Source organism: Desulfohalovibrio reitneri, assembly GCF_000711295.1.
Classification (GTDB): Bacteria; Desulfobacterota; Desulfovibrionia; order Desulfovibrionales; family Desulfovibrionaceae; genus Desulfohalovibrio; species Desulfohalovibrio reitneri.
In genome coordinates, this window is the sequence record NZ_JOMJ01000004.1 from 313,610 (window position 1) to 328,646 (window position 15,037).

The window sequence follows — 15,037 nt, forward strand, 5'->3', positions numbered from 1 at the left end:
GTCTCCTTACCCCTGCAGGTCCGAAATCCGGTCGATGCGGCGGATGTACTTGCCGTCCCGGACGCCGCAGGTCATGAGGCGGTCGGAATCGGGCGAGAACATGGGCTGGAAGGCGGACTCGTAGGTCTGCCCCAGGGGCTTGCCGTCCAGCACGACGGTGTAGCTGCCGCCGCGTTCCACCTTGGCCGCCCAGTGGGAGCCGTCGGGACTGAAGACGGCGGGCCAGGCCATGTCGTAGTCGCCGGGCACCATCTGGCCGTCCACCACGTAGTTCCATTTCTCCTGGTCCCGGCCCAGGGCGGCCAAGCGGGCGCCGTCCGGGGAAAAGACCAGGTCGCCGAGGATGCCGCCCATGCGGATGGGCCAGGCCTTACCGTCCACGGCCACGGTCCACTCGCCGATGCCAAGGGCCACCACGGCGGCCAGCTTGGAGCCGTCGGGCGAGAAGGCGGCTTGCCAGCACTGGGCGTACTTGGAGTGCCAGTAGGGTTTGCCGTCGCGGTAGATGGACCACTTGCCGCCCACGCGTGCGGGCGCGGCCACCCAGTTCTCGGTGGGGTGGAACAGCGGCTCCCAGGCGCTCTGGCAGTTCAGGCCCCAGGCCTTGCCGTCCACGGCGATGTCGTAGTCGTAGAGGCTCTTACGCACGGTGGCGGCCAGGGAAGAGCCGTCCTGGGAGAAGGTGGGGGTCCAGACGTTGACGAATACCTCGTCCCAGGCCACCCCGTCCACGGCGGCGGAGAAGAGGCCCTCCTGGAAGGCGGCGATGTCCGCCTGTCCCATGGACTTGACCTGCACCGCGGCGGCGGTGCGCTTGCCGTCGGGGCTGACGGCGAAGTTGTTGGCGTTTTCATAGAGGGTTTCCCAGGGCTCGCCGTCCACCACCATGCCGTAGCGCATGGAGTCCTGGATGGAGGCGTAGATGGGGCCCGCCGGGGAACCGGTGTTGTTCCAGCAGAAGTCGAAGCTGTTTTCCCACGGCTCGCCGTCCACGGCCACGGTCCAGACCATGTCGGCCTGCACCAGCGCGGTCAACCTGCCGTCGGGAGTGAAGCGGGGATTCCATGCCTTCTCGAAGGCGTTTTCCCAGGGTTCGCCGTTGACGCAGAGCGTGAACTCCTCGTCCTCGGTGCGGATGACGGCGGCAACGCGCTCGCCGTCGGGAGAGGCCTGGGGTTCCTCAACCCAGCCGAAGCGATCCGTCCATTGCCCGAGATCGGAAATCTCCTTCTCTCCGGGCTCCCAGTTGATTCCAGCCTGTTTGGCCATCGCAGCACCTCGTTTCGTATAATTCCGACCACGGCACTCCAAAATGCCGCAGTCGACGCGGCGGAGGACATTGCCCGAGCCTCCCGCCGGGGTCAAGTCCGGCGGGAGGCTCATTTTGTGAGCCACTGTACCGTAACAACGCCGGAATGCAAGGGGGGAGGCATATTGTGGACCCGTTGACTCCATTTTGGCACGCAATCGTCATCCAGGGCTCTTGCCAATCCCCCCGGAATACACTTATTATATAAATTGATTGGCCGCGCTGGGCGAACGCCGCCATACCAGAGCAACTGCGCCCGGAGCGAGCTCCGGGCCAAGCCGCCCCAAAGGTCGGCCGCACGAACATGCCGCAGGCGCAAAGCGACGAACTCATCCGCATCCCGGTCCCGGGCAAGGGACCGCTCCGCCGCAAGCTCTTCTCCATGCTCTGTCCATCGCTGGGCAGGCTCATCGGGCTGTCCCATATCAACCGCATCTACGCCAACGCCCATTGCGGGGACTCTGACGAGTTTCTAAGCGGCACCCTGCGCGAACTGGGCGTGAAGGTGCAGGTGCGCCAGGAGGACCTGGAGCGCATCCCCAAAGTGGGGCCCTGCGTGGTGGTGGCCAACCACCCCTTCGGCGCGGTGGAGGGCATCATCCTGGCGGACATCCTGCGTTCCATCCGCCCGGACGCCAAGCTCATGGCCAACTATCTCCTGGCCCAGATACCGGAGATGCGGGACATTATCATCCAGGTGGACCCCTTCGGCAGCCAGCAGGCCACCTCCCGCAACATTGCGCCCCTCAAGGAATCCCTGCGCTGGCTTCGCCAGGGCGGTCTGCTGGGCGTCTTTCCCGCGGGCGAGGTCTCGGCCTTCAACCTCCGCCAGCGCGCGGTGGCGGACAAGGAGTGGAGCCCCACGGTGGGCGGCATCATCCGCAAGACCGGCGCACCGGTGGTGCCCGTCTACTTCAAGGGCTCCAACCGCGCCCTGTTCCATCTTCTCGGCCTCATCCACCCCCGGTTGCGTACCGTCATGCTGCCGCGGGAGGTGCTTAAGCGCCGCAATACCACCATTGAGATGCGCATCGGCCAGCCCATCCCCAAGTCCAAGATGCAGGGCTTCGAGTCCGACGAGAAACTCATGGAGTGGCTGAAGCTACGCACCTACGTCCTGGGCAGCCGCGAGAACGGCGAAGAGGTCAAGGAAGAGGAAAAGACGCCCCAAGCCATGGCCGAGGTTGCCGCACCCCAGGAGCCGGACGCCTTGGCCGGGGAAATCGATTCCCTGCCGGACGAGCAGAAGCTCATCGAGTCCGACCCGCACCTGGTGTTTGTCTGCAAGAAGGAGCAGGCCCCGGTGGTCCTCAAGGAGATCGGCCGCCTGCGCGAGATCACCTTCCGCGCCGTGGGCGAGGGCACCGGCCGCGACAGCGACCTGGACGAGTTCGACGAGTATTACCACCACCTGGTCCTCTACAACCGCGAGGACCGGGAGATCATGGGCGCCTACCGGCTGGGGCCGGTGAAGGACATCCTGCGCGAGCACGGCCGCGACGGCCTGTACTCCAATACTCTCTTTACCCTGAAGAAGAAGTTTCTGGACCGAATCGGCGAGCACGGCCTGGAGATGGGCCGCAGCTTCGTGCAGCAAAAGTACCAAAAGGGCTACGCTCCGCTTCTGCTGCTGTGGAAGGGCATCGCCGCCTACGTGGTGGCCCACCCGGACCGCTGCATCCTCTTCGGCCCGGTGTCCATCACCAACGACTACCACTCCTTCTCGCGTGAGTTGATGGTCCGCTTCCTGTCCCAGCGGGAGCGCGCCGAGGAGCTGACCAAGACGGTCAAGCCCAAGAGCCCGCCCAAACTGCCCCACTTGGCCGGGCTGGTTGTCAAGACCGCCCGCACGGTCTGCCGGGACATCGACGACCTGGCCTCCCTCATTTCCGAGGTGGAGACCGACCAGAAGGGCGTGCCGGTGCTCTTGCGGCAGTATCTCAAGCTGGGAGGCAAGCTGTTGGCCTTCAACGTGGACCAGGACTTTTTCGACGCCCTGGACGGCCTCATCATGGTGGACCTGCGCAAGACCGACCGCAAGATCCTCTCCCGCTACATGGGCAAGGAAGCGGTCGGAGAGTTCCTGGACCACCACGGCAGCGGCCAGCAGAACGAGGACGGCACCAACCAGGCCGCCTAGGAATCACGGGAGGTTGCTCCCGGCTCCCTCTCTTCTCCTTATTGTGGCGACAGCCCTCCGGCTCAGGCGCTCGCGGCCGAGACCGGCCGCGGCCCCTTGAACTGTGCCAGCCCGGCCTTGAGGTAGGGCATGGTCCAGTCCTCGCCCCGGCGGCGCATTTCCACGGGCAGGGACGTCCACGGCAGGCGCGGCTCGGCGTGGTGCACGTGGTGGCAGTAGAAATTGAGCAGGCAGGCGTTCACCGGCCGGGGCAGGGCCACGTTGTAGGCCTGTCCGGTGTCACCGGTGGGGGCGGCGTAGTGGGGCAGGTTGTTGGCGAAGGAGATGAGGAAGGCCCGTGCGGCCAATGCCAGCGCCAGCGCCCACCAGTATCCCCCGTACAGCGGCAGCGAGACGACCAGCAGGGCGAACACCACAGCGCCCTCTCGCCGGGTGGAACGCACCGTGTCCGGTTTGGAGAAGGTCTTGGCGGCCAGCTTGGCGATTTCCCGCGAGCCCTCGTCCCCGCCGCCCATGGCCTTGGAGACGAATCGCCTGATTCGTTCGGGAGGTAGCAGAAAGACCAGGAAGCTGGCCACCTCCATGAGGTAGAAGCCGCCGACGAGCTGGGCGTAGTAGCCCACCCAGGCGCGGATAGTGGATGTGGCTGCCGGGTCGTAAAGATCGGGCCGGTCCACCAGCGCGCCGTTGAAGCGGTGGTGCTGCAGGTGCCCGAAGCGGACCACGGAGAAGGGCACCAGCAGTCCCACGCAGAGCAGCCTGCCCAGCCGCTCGTTCCATTTCTTGTCCGGATGGAGGTTGAAGTGGAAGGATTCGTGGGCGGTGAACCACATGGTGTTGGTCAGGGCCGCGCAGGGTATAAGGGCCAGCAGCCACCAGGGGCTCAGCGGCAGGAGCAGAACGGGCAGCAGGATGAACTGGAAGAGGTTGACCAGGAGCAGCAGCCCGGCCAGAACCATGTTCAGGAAGTACGGATGACGGTGTTCCATACATTCATTATGTGCCCAAGCCGGACAGGCCAGTCAAGGCGGGGAGGCCCGTGTGCCGGGGATTGAAATGCGCGGCGCGGCCGTGGCCCGTGGCGGGCGGAACCTTTTGCGGGGGGTGGACCTGTGTCTGGAGTCGGGGGAGAGCCTGCTCCTGCTGGGGCCTTCCGGCTCCGGCAAGACGACACTCTTGCGGCTTCTGCGCGGCGAGTTGCCACCCACTGCCGGAGAGCGGCTCTATCATCTGGACGGCCGGACCACCCCCTCGCCCCTGCCGGTGCGCCATCGCGTGGCTCTAGTTTCGGCGGAGCAGCAGCGGTTCTATCAGGACCCCGGCCACGGCGAGGGCCCGGTGCGCGCGGCCAGCCGGGCCACGGGGCTGGAAGTGGTGGTGGCGGGCATGCGCGACGCCCCCCTGTGCTACCATCCCCCGACCGAACGCGAGGCGGAGCGGGCTCGCGCGGCGGCGGAAACCGCCGGGGCGGGGGACCTTCTGGACACCCCCCTGGCCGAACTGTCCCAGGGGCAGGCGCGGCGCCTACTGCTGGCCCGCGCCCTGGCCTCCGGTCCGGAAGAGGGGCCGGACCTGCTGTTGCTGGACGAGTGCTGCGAGGGGCTGGACGAGGCCTCCCGCGAGGCCTGGCTGGCGGCCGTGGGCCGGGTGATGGAGCGGGGAACGGCCGTGGTCTACGCCACCCATCGTCCGGACGAGGCGGAGTCCCTGCCCGGATTGCGCCGGGCCGTGCTGCTGCGGGACGGCCGGGTGGTCCACGACGGCCCGGTGGAGGCCGTTCCGAATTTCGCCGAGGAAGCGGATACCGGGTGTCCGGTGGTGAATGGAGCAAAGGCGGACGCGCCGCCCTCCTTCCTTTTCCATCTGGAAAACGTGCGGCTGCGGCGCGGCGGGCGGGATATCCTGTACGTGGACGGCTGGACCGTCATGCCCGGCCAGGGCTGGGCCGTACTGGGGCCCAACGGAGCGGGCAAGTCCAGCTTGCTTTCCCTGCTCCACGGCGACCTGCCGCCCGCCCCGGGGAGCGTGGTGCGCCGCTTCGGCCTGGACGGCCCCTCGGGCTGGCGTGAAATCCGGCGGCGGGTGGGGCTGGTTTCGGCCGTGCTGGACGCCGCCCACCATCTGCCCCAAACCGCCCTGGACTGCGCCGCCTCCGGCTTCGCCGGGCGGGTGGGGCCGCACGCGGATGCCCCTGCCGAACACACGCGGGCCGCTCTGCGCACGCTGGAGGGGGTGGGGCTGGGCCACCTGGCCTCCCGCGACCTTTCCCAGCTTTCCTGCGGCCAGCGGCGGCTGGTGCTGCTGGCCCGCGCCCTGGCTCCCGGACCGGACGCCCTGCTGCTGGACGAGCCCCTGGCCGGGCTCGACCCGTCCCTGCGCGTCCGCATGACCGGGATTTTGGAGGACGTCCAGCGCTTCGGCGCCGCGCTGGTGGTGGCGGTCCACCATGCCGAGGATCTGCCGCACGGGGTGGACAGGGTTCTGCGGCTGGAGGACGGGACGGCCCGGCGCGAACCCCTTGCCTGCCAGCCAAAAATGGAATGATTGATTTTGACACCGCCGCGTCCACTCGGGTATCAGCCTGAATGATTCGGCAACTATCCGCACAGAGAAGGGCAGGAAATCCGCCATGTACGACACCATCGTGGCCGAACTGACCGACCTGGCCAAGCAGGCCGGGTACGAGATCATGCGCATCTACCGCGAGGACTTCTCCGTTGACTACAAGGAGGATGAGTCCCCGCTGACCCAGGCCGACCGCGCGGCCAACGACCTCATCGTCAAGCGGCTGCGGGAGGTTTATCCCGGCGTGCCCATTCTCTCGGAGGAAGGCCAGCACGTGCCCTTCCCCGAGCGGCAGGCTTGGCCGCGCTTCTTCTGCGTGGACCCGCTGGACGGCACCAAGGAGTTCGTCAAGCGCAACGGCGAGTTCACCGTGAACATCGCCATGGTGGCCAAGAATTTCCCCGCCTTCGGCGTGGTGTACGTGCCGGACCGCGAGACCATGTACTGGGGCGGCAAGGATTTCGGCTCCTTCAAGCAGTTCCGGGAGATGCCCCCGCAGAAAATCCAGTGCCAGACCCCGCCGCCGGAAGGCCCCCGGGCCGTGGTCAGTCGCTCCCACCCCTCCCCGGACCTGGCCGCGGAAATGGAGAAGCGCGGCGTGAGCGAGCGCGTGGAGGCGGGCAGCGCCATGAAATTCTGCCTGGTGGCCGAGGGCGTGGCCGATCTCTACCTGCGCCTGAACCCCACCATGGAGTGGGACACCGCCGCGGGCCAGGCCGTTCTGGAAGGCGCGGGCGGCTCCATGACCACCCTGGACGGGGAACCCTTCATCTACAACAAGGAATCGCTCAAGAATCCAGGGTTCATCGCCCAGGGTTTAACGGCTGAAATGTAACCAACCGCTTTGGCGTGGGCTGCATGAAAAAGGCGAGCCGCTTGTGGCTCGCCTTTTCTTTTGTCCATTCTAGATAGCTAGGTGGTCAGCTTCCGCCCAACTCGAAAAACTCCAGCTCAGGCGCTTTTTCGATGGCCCCGGCGCGGGCCAGTTTGTCATAGAACAGGGACAGCCCCTGGCGTTCTCGTTCGCCAAGGTCGAAGACCAGGCCCTGGAAGTAGGCCTCCATGGCCTCCTGGGACCAGCCGGTTTGTCCGGCGGCCAGGGCGGCGATGCGGTCCATGCGGGAGCGGCTCCAGTCCTTGGCTTGCAGCAGGGCGCGGCAGCAGGCGGCCACTTCCCGGGGCTTCTCCTCGGCCGCCCGGCGCGAGACCAGCCAGACGCCGAAGATGAAGGGCAGGGAGGTCCAGTCCATCCAGGCGCTGCCCATGTCCCAGCGGTGGGGGTAGGCGGGATGGCCGCGCAGCCGCAGCGCCTCGTCGCCTATGGCCAGCAGCGCCTCGGGCGGATTGTCCGAGTCCACGGCCGCGCCCACGTCGCAGGGGGCGAATCGCGGTTCGATGCCCACCCGCTCCCGCAGGAACAGCCCCAAAAGGGCGGCCGAAGTGTGGGTCTGGGAGGTCACGGCGATCTCCCGGCCGTCCAGCTTGGCCACGGGGTGGCGGGAGAGCAGCAGCACGCTGCGCACGTGCCCACGCGCGCCGATGGCCAGGTTGGGCACCAGCAGGTACTCGTCCGGCGCGGAGGCGTACTCGATGGACGAGGCGGCGGAGACGTCCAGCTCCCCGGCGCGCATGCCCCGGTTCAACTCCGCCGGGGTGGCGGCCACCACGGACTCCGGCCCGGCCACCGCGCCGCACTCGATGGGGTGGTAGACCGGCAGCACGTTGAGGTAGCGGATGCGGCCCAGCCGGATGCTCACGATCCGGTTTCCTCCGCGTAGTCCTCGGGCGCGGGGGAGTAGTCCATCAGGCGGCGGCGCGGGGTGAACCCGGCCTGGCGCACCAGGCGGCGGATGGTCTTTTCCTCCAGCCGGTAGCCCACCCCCGCGGCCTTGACCACGTTTTCCTCGATCATGGTGGAGCCGAAGTCGTTGGCTCCGTAGGACAGGGCCAGCTGGGCCACCTTGGGGCCCATGGTCACCCAGGAGACCTGGATGTTGTCCACGTTGTCCAACACCAGCCGGGACACGGCCAGGGTGCGCAGGTATTCCGGCGCGGTCAGGGGTCGGCAGCCGGGCAGGGCGGTGTTGGCGGGCTGGAAGGTCCAGGGGATGAAGGCGGTGAAGCCGCCGGTCCGGTCCTGCACCTCGCGGATGCGCAGCATGTGCTCGATGCGCTGGGCCGGGGTCTCCAGGTGGCCGAACATCATGGTGGCGGTGGTGCGCATGCCCAGGGAGTGCGCCTCGGCCATGACCCGCAGCCAGTCGTCCGCCGGGCACTTGTTGGGCGCGATGCGGGAGCGCACCTCGTCCACCAGGATTTCCGCCCCGCCGCCGGGCATGGAGTCCAGCCCCGCCTCCTTGAGCCGGGCCAGCACCTCCAGGGTGGAAATACCCTCCATCCCCGCCCAGTGGACCACCTCCGGCGGGGAGAAGGCGTGCACGTGGATGGCGTGCCGCTCCTTGATGCCCCGCAGCATGGCCTCGTACCAGGACAGGGGCAGGTCCGGGTGGTGGCCGCCCTGCATGAGGATCTGGCTGCCGCCAAGGTTGATGGTCTCCTCGATCTTGCGGTCCAGCTCCTCCTGGCTCAGGAGGTAGCCGCCCTCCTGGCCGGGGGCCTTGTAGTAGGCGCAGAAGCGGCAGCTGCAGACGCAGATGTTGGTGTAGTTGATGTTGCGGTCCACCACGTATGTGACCAGACCGCCGTGATGGCGGCGGAACCTGGACTGGTCCGCCAGGGCGGCCAGGTGGTGGAAATCGGCCTCTTGCAGCAGGGCCAGGGCCTGGTCCGCGTCCAGCCGTTTGCCGGCCTCGGCGCGTTCCAGGGCCTCCCGCAGGATGTTACTCGGCATTCTCGTCCTCCCGGCTGGTGAAGAGCGCGCCGCGCCGGGCCGGGGTGAAGCCCGCGCCGCGGATCATGGCCTCCAGTTCGTCCACGCTCAGGGCGTCCTCGGACTCGGCCCCGGCCATGTGGCCGATTTTCTCTTCCACCACGGTGCCGTCCAGGTCGTCCGCGCCGAAATACAGGGCGGTCTGGGCCAGCTTGACCCCCAGCATGACCCAGTAGGCCTTGACGTGGGGAATGTTGTCCAGCAGCAGCCGCGACACCGCCAGGGTCCGCAGGTCCTCCACGCCGGTGGGGCCGTGCTTGACGCCCAAGGGGTTGTTGCGCGCCTGGAAGGACAGGGGAATGAAGCACAGGAAGCCGCCGGTGGCGTCCTGCTGGCGGCGCAGCCGGTCCAGGTGGTCCAGGCGGTGGGCGGTGGTCTCCTTGTGGCCGTAGAGCATGGTGCAGTTGGTTTTCAGCCCCAGCTCATGCGCCTCACCGTGGATGCGCAGCCAATCGTCCGCCCCCAGCTTCTCCGGGCAGATGCCAGCCCGGATTTCCGGGTCGAAGATTTCCGCGCCGCCGCCGGGCAGCATGGCCAGCCCGGCATCCTTGAGCCGGGACAACACCTCGCGGGTGTCGATGCCCTCCAGCTTGGCGAAATGGGCGATCTCCACCGCGGTGAAGCACTTCAGCTCGCTGCCGGGGGCGACCTCGGAGAGAGAGCGCAGGGCGTCCTCGAAAAAGGACAGGGGCAGGTCGGGGTGGCAGCCGCCGACGACGTGGATTTCCGCCGGGACGCGGCCGCCGGGCAGCAGCGCCTTGGCCCGCATGTCCTCGATGGACAGCTCGAAGGCCCCTTTCTGCCCCGCCTTGCGGGAGTAGGCGCAGAACAGGCAGCCGTTGACGCAGACGTTGGTGTAGTTGATGTGGCGGTTGAGCACGTAGTGCACACGGTCGCCGTGCAGGCGGGTACGGGCCTGGTGCGCCAGCGCGCCCACGGCGGTCACGTCCGGGCAGGCGAACAGGCGCTCGCCGTCCTCCAGGGACAGCCGCTCGCCCGCTTCCACCTTGTCCACGGCTTGGCCCAGGTCCAGCGCCCGGCAGCGTCTGGAAAGCCAGTCGTTCATGGGGTTTCTCCTTGCGGCGCGCCCAGGCCCCGGCGCAGGCAGTTGGTCAGTTCCCGAAGCCGCTTGGCCCGTTCGGCCGGGTCGCGCAGGTTCAGTCCGCCGTCCATTTCCTCCACCACGCAGGCCTGGAGAAAGCGGTCCATGGCCGCGTCCAGCAGGAAGGCGGCGAAGTCGGGGTCCAGGTCGGGGCGCAGTTCGCCCCGCTCGGCGGCACGTTCCACCATGGGGCGGAGGAATTTGGCGGAGTAGGCCCGGGCGCGTCCCAGGAAAAGGTCGCGGCCGGGCATGGATTCGTCGTAGAGCATTTTCAGGTAGATGCGGTAGACGCGGGGATTGGCGTCGATGAAGGCCACCCCCGCCTCCAGCACGCGGTGCAGCCTGTCGAAGAACGGCTCGTCCGCGCTCTGGTCGCGCACCTGGCGCAGGTTGTCCGCGAACAGGCCGGAGGCGCGGTCGAAAACGTAGGCGAACAGCCCCTGCTTGGAGCCGAAATACTGGAAGATTGACCCCTTGGCGATACCCAGCCGGGAGACCAGCCGGTTGATGGAGGCTCCGCCGAAGCCGCGTTCGGCGAACTCGTCAACCGCCGCGCCGAGGATGCGCCGCTGCTTGTCTTCGGGCAGGTTCTCGAAGACGGAGGCCTCGCTCCGCCCGGTTCCGTCCGTGTTCCGCGTCTCGATGACCATGTGGTCATCGAGTAGATGACCACCCGGTCACTTGTCAAGCCGCCCGCCCCGCGTTACCAGAGCGGGCATGCGCAAACTCACCCTGGCCGTCTCCCCCTGTCCCAACGATATCTTTATTTTCCATGCCCTCATGGAAGGGCTGGTTCCTCCGCCGCGCGGCGTTTCCCTGGACGTGCGCCTGGCCGACGTGGAGGAACTGAACGCCCTGGCAGAGAGCGGCGGGGCGGACGTGGTCAAGGTCTCCACCGCGGCCTATCCCCGCTTCGCTGACGACTACGTGCTGCTGCGCGCCGGGTCCGCCCTGGGCCGGGGGTGCGGGCCGGTGGTGGTCGTGCGGCCGGACGCCGACCCGGCGGAGATAGCCGCCGCGCCCGTGGCCGTGCCCGGCCTGCTGACCACGGCCAACCTGCTGCTGGGGCTGACAGGCTCCTTTTCCCGCGCGCGCCTGCCCATGCGCTACGACCAGGTCATGGACGCGGTGGCCGGGGGCGGCGTGCCCGTGGGCGTGGTCATTCACGAGGGGCGCTTCACCTACGGCGAGCGCGGCCTGAGCATGTACGTGGACCTGGGGTCCTGGTGGGAGCAGGCCTACGGGCTGCCCCTTCCCCTGGGCTCCATCGCCGCCCGCCGCGACCTGGGCATCGAGGTGGTGGACGGCCTCAACGCGGCCGTGCGCTCTTCCCTGGAGTACGCCAGGGAGAACCCCGAGGCCTCCCGCGAGGCGGTGCGTGAAAACGCCCGGGAGTTGTCCGAAGAGGTCATCCAGGCGCACATAGAGACCTTCGTCACCGACTTCTCCCTGGACGTGGGACGCGACGGCGAGCACGCCGTGCGCGTGCTGCTGGACGAGGCCTTCCGCATCCACGGCGGGGAGATGGTGGACCCCCTCTACCAGCCCCAACTGCAAAGCCCGCCCGTCTGAGCCGTGACCGGGGACCAGCGCCGCATCCTCTACTATCTGGAAAAGGCCGGCCCGGCCTACGCCAAGAAGCTGGCCGAGGTGCTGCGCAAGGACTGGCGCGCGGTGGAGGAGGACCTGACCGCGCTGGACGGGGAGGGGCTCATTGAGCGGGTGCCCGGCTCCACCATCACCTACAGCGCGGGCAAGCGGGGCAAGGTGACCAAGCACATGAACCACACCTACTACCGCCCCACCCGCCACGGCCGCCTGACCGTGCGCCGCATGAAAACCCCGCCGGAAGTGGACCTGACCCCGCCCTGGAAACGCGCTGGCAAGGGCTGACGGCGGCCGCCGGGGCGATACTCGGGGAAATTCCCCTTTTCTCCCGCTTCCTTCCCCTTCATTTCGCTCCCGATTCATGTAGAGTGGGGCGGAATTTCCGAGAACAGGAGGAAAAAAACGCCAATGGCGGAGACCAAGCGATACGACGTGCTGATCCTCGGCGCGGGCCCCGGCGGCGGGGCCGCGGCGGGCAAGTGCCTGGAGGCGGGCAAGACCGTGGCCATGGTGGAGTCCTACGGCTTCGGCGGCACCTGCCCCCTGCGCGGCTGCAATCCCAAAAAGGCCCTGCTGGGGCCGCCCGAGGCCATGGCCATGGTGGAAGGGGTGCGCTCCATGGGGCTGCGGGGCGAGTTGTCCATCCACTGGCCGGAACTGATGGCCTTCAAGCGCACCTTCACCGAGGGACTGGCCGACCGCATCCGCTCTCACTACGAGGAAAAGGGCGCGGCCACCTTCTTCGGCAAGGCCCGCTTCGTGGGCGACCGGGAGGTGGAGGTGGAGACGGATGACGGCGTGGTCCGCCTTGTCGGCGAGCACGTGGTGGTCTCCACCGGCCAGCGGGAACGCGACCTGGACGTGCCCGGCAAGGAGCACGTCTCCTCCAGCGACGATTTCCTGGAACTGGACGAGCTGCCCGGCCGCATCGTTTTCATCGGCGGCGGCTTCATCTCCTTCGAGTACGCCCACATCGCCCAGCGCGCCGGGGCGCAGTGCACCATCCTGCACCGCAGCGAACGGGTGCTGAAGCCCTTCGACGCCGACCTCTCCAAGGTGCTGGTCCAGGCCAGCCGGGAGTTGGGCATCGACGTGCGAACCGAGACGCCGCTGCACTCCATCACCGCCCGCCCGGGCGGCAGCTATCTGGTGCGCGGCTGCGAGGACGCCCACATGGAGGTCAAGGCGGACATGGTCGTCCACGGCGCGGGCCGCGTGCCGGACCTGGGGGCGCTGGACCCCGCCGCCTCCAACATCGCCTGGAACAAGCACGGCGTGGAGGTGGACGAGTACATGCGCTCCACGTCCAACCCCAAGGTGTTCGCCGCGGGCGACTGCGCGGACACGCCCTACGCCCTGACCCCCACGGCCGATCTGGAAGGCACGGCGGTGGGGGAGAACATCGTGGGCGGCCTTTCCCGAAAGGTCTCCCACCAGGGCATTCCCTCGGTATGCTACTCCCTGCCGCCGCTCATGGCCGTGGGCGCGCTGGAGGAGCAGCTCCAGGAGCGGGGCGTGCCCTTCGAGAAGAAGGAGCACGACCTGAGCGACTGGTTTTCCTGGAAACGCCTGGGCGACAAGCACGCCCGGGCCAAGGTGCTGGTCTCGCCCGACGACGGCCGGGTGCTTGGCGCGCACATGGTGGGGCACGAGGCGCAGGAGCTGTCCAACATCTTCGCCGTGCTGGTGCGCCTGGGACTGCCCAGAAAGGACCTGGACCAGGTGCTCTGGTCCTATCCCACCTGCGGCTACTACGTGCGCTACATGTACTAGGGGGACGGAGCGCGCCGGGCCCCGCGCCCGGCGCGTAAAGAACGGTTCAGCCCGTGGGCAGCAGGGCGTCGCGCAGTTCGTCCAGGTCGTCCATGAGTTCGGCCAGGGCCATCTCGGAGTCCTCCACGGTCAGCCCCAGCCGCTCCACCGCGCCGGGGGCGGGCTGGTAGCAGATGCCGTCCAGGCCCAGGCCGATGCCGGCCATCTTGGTCAGGCAGTCGCCGCAGTGGGCCAGGTCCAGGGCCTTGTCGCGGAATGGCGCGTCGTCCGGGGAAAGCCGCCAGTGCACGATTTGCACGATCTCGCGGGGCAGCCCCCAGTCCTTGAGCAGCACCGCGCCCACCTCCGGGTGGGAGACGCCCAGCACCTGTTCCTCTGCCAACTGGAAGGGAATCCCCTCCTCCTGGGAAAGTTCCAGAATGGCCTGCCCGTCCACCTCCAGAAACGAGCCCAGCACAAGCTTGCCGATGTCGCCCAGCAGGGTGGCGGTAAAGGTGTAGACCGGGGTTTCCCCGGTGGTGGCGGTTCCCAGGCGCTCGGCGGCCAGGGCGGCGGCCACGGAGTGCTCCAGCAGCGCGCCCGCCGGCATGTCGTAGCCCTTTATCTCCCGCCCCGCACGGGAGGCCAGGCCGGAGGCGGCCAGAATCTGCTTGACCTTGATGGAGCCAAGGCGGTTGATGGCCTCGCGCACGCTGGAGTAGGCGCGCAGCCCGGCGTAGTAGCCGGAGTTGGCCACCCGCAGGAGCTGGGCCGTGAGGGAGGGGTCCATCTCGATGAGCCGGGCCAGCTCGTCCAGGTCCGCCCCGGGGTCGGCCGCCAGGCTGAGCGCCTTGGCGATGGCCGGGGGCATGGCCTGCACTTCGCGCACCTTGTCCAGAACAGCTTCGCGCTTGCTCACAACGCCTTCTCCTTGCCGAGGCTCTTCACAACCACGGAACCGTCCCGCATGTCCAGGCTGAAGGTGCGGGGCACGGTGCCGCCGAACTCGTGCGCGGACAGGGGCAGCTCGTTCTTTTCCAGCAGGCGGCACAGGGCGGCGGTGTTGCGGGCGCCGGTGTCGAAGGCCCCGGCCAGCCCCAGCATGTGCGCCCCGCCAGCGGCCTTGAGCACTAGGTTGCCGCGCTTGGCCCCCTTGCGGAACATCTGCCGGATGAGGGCGGACACACCGGTGGTCACGAACATGGCCGGGGTTACTTCCGCCTTTTTCGGGGCCAGCCTGGCCAGTGGCAGCAGGCAGTGGACCAGCCCGCCCACTCCGTTGTCCGGATCATAGACCGCCAGGGCCACGCACGACCCCAGGGAGTAGGTTATGAGCAGGTCGCGCGGGGAGGTGGAGACCCGCATGTCGGAGATGCCCACCACCACGCGGTTCGGGGGGTAGGTCACGGTCGTACGAGCCTCCGGGGGGGAGCGGCGGCCGGGACGGACCGGCTGGCGGCGGTGTGGAGTGTGCGGAAACGGTTCATGTTGCCTCGCAGTTTGCCGCATGCCTAGCACGAGGACGATTATATTGCGAAGGTAGGGAAACCCTGCCCGTAATTGTCCGGATTGTCATGGAATGTTTGGAAATCGCCAAGAAACCGTCACCTCCCTCGTCCATACGAAAGGCTCGGGAAACCTGTAGCGGCAACCCAGACTGCGAGGAAGGAC

14 protein-coding genes are annotated in these 15,037 nt (G+C 67.9%); 6 read left to right on the forward strand and 8 right to left on the reverse strand.

The window, feature by feature from the left end:
- Positions 1-6: 6 nt before the first annotated feature.
- Positions 7-1,269: an electron transfer complex subunit TmcD gene (gene tmcD / locus N911_RS0114010; protein WP_029898220.1), complete on the reverse strand. Its 1,263-nt coding sequence runs from the start codon at positions 1,267-1,269 to the stop codon at positions 7-9.
- Positions 1,270-1,613: 344 nt separating this feature from the next.
- On the opposite strand from tmcD, the gene N911_RS0114015 reads away from it, so the two are divergent.
- A complete protein-coding gene (locus N911_RS0114015) occupies positions 1,614-3,449 on the forward strand; it encodes a lysophospholipid acyltransferase family protein (RefSeq protein ID WP_029898222.1) in 1,836 nt (611 codons plus the stop codon).
- A gap of 62 nt (positions 3,450-3,511) precedes the next feature.
- Here N911_RS0114015 and N911_RS0114020 read toward each other — a convergent pair whose 3' ends face one another.
- Positions 3,512-4,438: a fatty acid desaturase family protein gene (locus N911_RS0114020; RefSeq protein ID WP_029898224.1), complete on the reverse strand. Its 927-nt coding sequence runs from the start codon at positions 4,436-4,438 to the stop codon at positions 3,512-3,514.
- 52 nt (positions 4,439-4,490) lie between these two features.
- Here N911_RS0114020 and N911_RS0114025 point away from each other — a divergent pair, with 52 nt between their 5' ends.
- Entirely contained in the window at positions 4,491-5,993 is a 1,503-nt protein-coding gene (locus N911_RS0114025; protein WP_138774432.1) for an ATP-binding cassette domain-containing protein, read from the forward strand.
- An 85-nt stretch (positions 5,994-6,078) separates the two neighbouring features.
- On the forward strand, positions 6,079-6,849 hold the full coding sequence (gene cysQ, locus N911_RS0114030) for a 3'(2'),5'-bisphosphate nucleotidase CysQ (RefSeq protein ID WP_029898228.1): 771 nt from the start codon (positions 6,079-6,081) through the stop codon (positions 6,847-6,849).
- Positions 6,850-6,934: 85 nt separating this feature from the next.
- Here cysQ and N911_RS0114035 read toward each other — a convergent pair whose 3' ends face one another.
- From N911_RS0114035 to N911_RS0114050, 4 genes are read right to left on the reverse strand one after another with little or no spacing between them, the layout of a single operon-like run.
- Positions 6,935-7,771 (reverse strand): menaquinone biosynthetic enzyme MqnA/MqnD family protein, encoded by an 837-nt coding sequence (locus N911_RS0114035; protein WP_029898229.1) that lies wholly within the window; start codon positions 7,769-7,771, stop codon positions 6,935-6,937.
- Positions 7,768-8,865, reverse strand: a complete 1,098-nt coding sequence (gene mqnC, locus N911_RS0114040) for a cyclic dehypoxanthinyl futalosine synthase (protein ID WP_029898231.1) — start codon at positions 8,863-8,865, stop codon at positions 7,768-7,770. The genes N911_RS0114035 and mqnC overlap by 4 nt, the downstream gene beginning before the upstream one ends.
- Entirely contained in the window at positions 8,855-9,970 is a 1,116-nt protein-coding gene (mqnE, locus tag N911_RS0114045; RefSeq protein WP_029898233.1) for an aminofutalosine synthase MqnE, read from the reverse strand. The genes mqnC and mqnE overlap by 11 nt, the downstream gene beginning before the upstream one ends.
- A complete protein-coding gene (locus tag N911_RS0114050) occupies positions 9,967-10,656 on the reverse strand; it encodes a TetR/AcrR family transcriptional regulator (RefSeq protein ID WP_051694443.1) in 690 nt (229 codons plus the stop codon). Before N911_RS0114050 ends, mqnE begins: the two co-directional genes overlap by 4 nt.
- Positions 10,657-10,723: 67 nt before the next feature.
- Between N911_RS0114050 and N911_RS0114055 the strand changes: the two genes are divergently transcribed.
- From N911_RS0114055 to N911_RS0114065, 3 genes are all read left to right on the forward strand, one after another.
- On the forward strand, positions 10,724-11,578 hold the full coding sequence (locus N911_RS0114055; protein WP_029898237.1) for a 1,4-dihydroxy-6-naphtoate synthase: 855 nt from the start codon (positions 10,724-10,726) through the stop codon (positions 11,576-11,578).
- A gap of 3 nt (positions 11,579-11,581) precedes the next feature.
- The gene (locus N911_RS0114060) at positions 11,582-11,899 is read left to right on the forward strand and encodes a DUF2250 domain-containing protein (RefSeq protein WP_029898238.1); all 318 of its coding nucleotides are present in this window, start codon (positions 11,582-11,584) and stop codon (positions 11,897-11,899) included.
- A 123-nt stretch (positions 11,900-12,022) separates the two neighbouring features.
- Entirely contained in the window at positions 12,023-13,387 is a 1,365-nt protein-coding gene (locus N911_RS0114065) for a dihydrolipoyl dehydrogenase family protein (protein WP_029898240.1), read from the forward strand.
- A gap of 46 nt (positions 13,388-13,433) precedes the next feature.
- Here the strand turns inward: N911_RS0114065 and N911_RS0114070 are convergent, their stop codons facing one another.
- Positions 13,434-14,285, reverse strand: a complete 852-nt coding sequence (locus N911_RS0114070) for an HDOD domain-containing protein (RefSeq protein WP_029898242.1) — start codon at positions 14,283-14,285, stop codon at positions 13,434-13,436.
- Complete coding sequence (locus N911_RS0114075) at positions 14,282-14,773, reverse strand: chemotaxis protein CheD (RefSeq protein WP_237559982.1); 492 nt, start codon at positions 14,771-14,773, stop codon at positions 14,282-14,284. Before N911_RS0114075 ends, N911_RS0114070 begins: the two co-directional genes overlap by 4 nt.
- Positions 14,774-15,037 lie beyond the last annotated feature (264 nt).

What these genes read in the sequence shown, in the direction of transcription:
- tmcD (WP_029898220.1), bottom strand. Translation starts at nt 1,269, where the DNA reads ATGGCCAAACAGGCTGGAATCAACTGGGAGCCCGGAGAGAAGGAGATT.
- N911_RS0114015 (WP_029898222.1), top strand. Translation starts at nt 1,614, where the DNA reads ATGCCGCAGGCGCAAAGCGACGAACTCATCCGCATCCCGGTCCCGGGC.
- N911_RS0114020 (WP_029898224.1), bottom strand. Translation starts at nt 4,438, where the DNA reads ATGGAACACCGTCATCCGTACTTCCTGAACATGGTTCTGGCCGGGCTG.
- cysQ (WP_029898228.1), top strand. Translation starts at nt 6,079, where the DNA reads ATGTACGACACCATCGTGGCCGAACTGACCGACCTGGCCAAGCAGGCC.
- mqnC (WP_029898231.1), bottom strand. Translation starts at nt 8,865, where the DNA reads ATGCCGAGTAACATCCTGCGGGAGGCCCTGGAACGCGCCGAGGCCGGC.
- mqnE (WP_029898233.1), bottom strand. Translation starts at nt 9,970, where the DNA reads ATGAACGACTGGCTTTCCAGACGCTGCCGGGCGCTGGACCTGGGCCAA.
- N911_RS0114050 (WP_051694443.1), bottom strand. Translation starts at nt 10,656, where the DNA reads ATGGTCATCGAGACGCGGAACACGGACGGAACCGGGCGGAGCGAGGCC.
- N911_RS0114055 (WP_029898237.1), top strand. Translation starts at nt 10,724, where the DNA reads ATGCGCAAACTCACCCTGGCCGTCTCCCCCTGTCCCAACGATATCTTT.
- N911_RS0114065 (WP_029898240.1), top strand. Translation starts at nt 12,023, where the DNA reads ATGGCGGAGACCAAGCGATACGACGTGCTGATCCTCGGCGCGGGCCCC.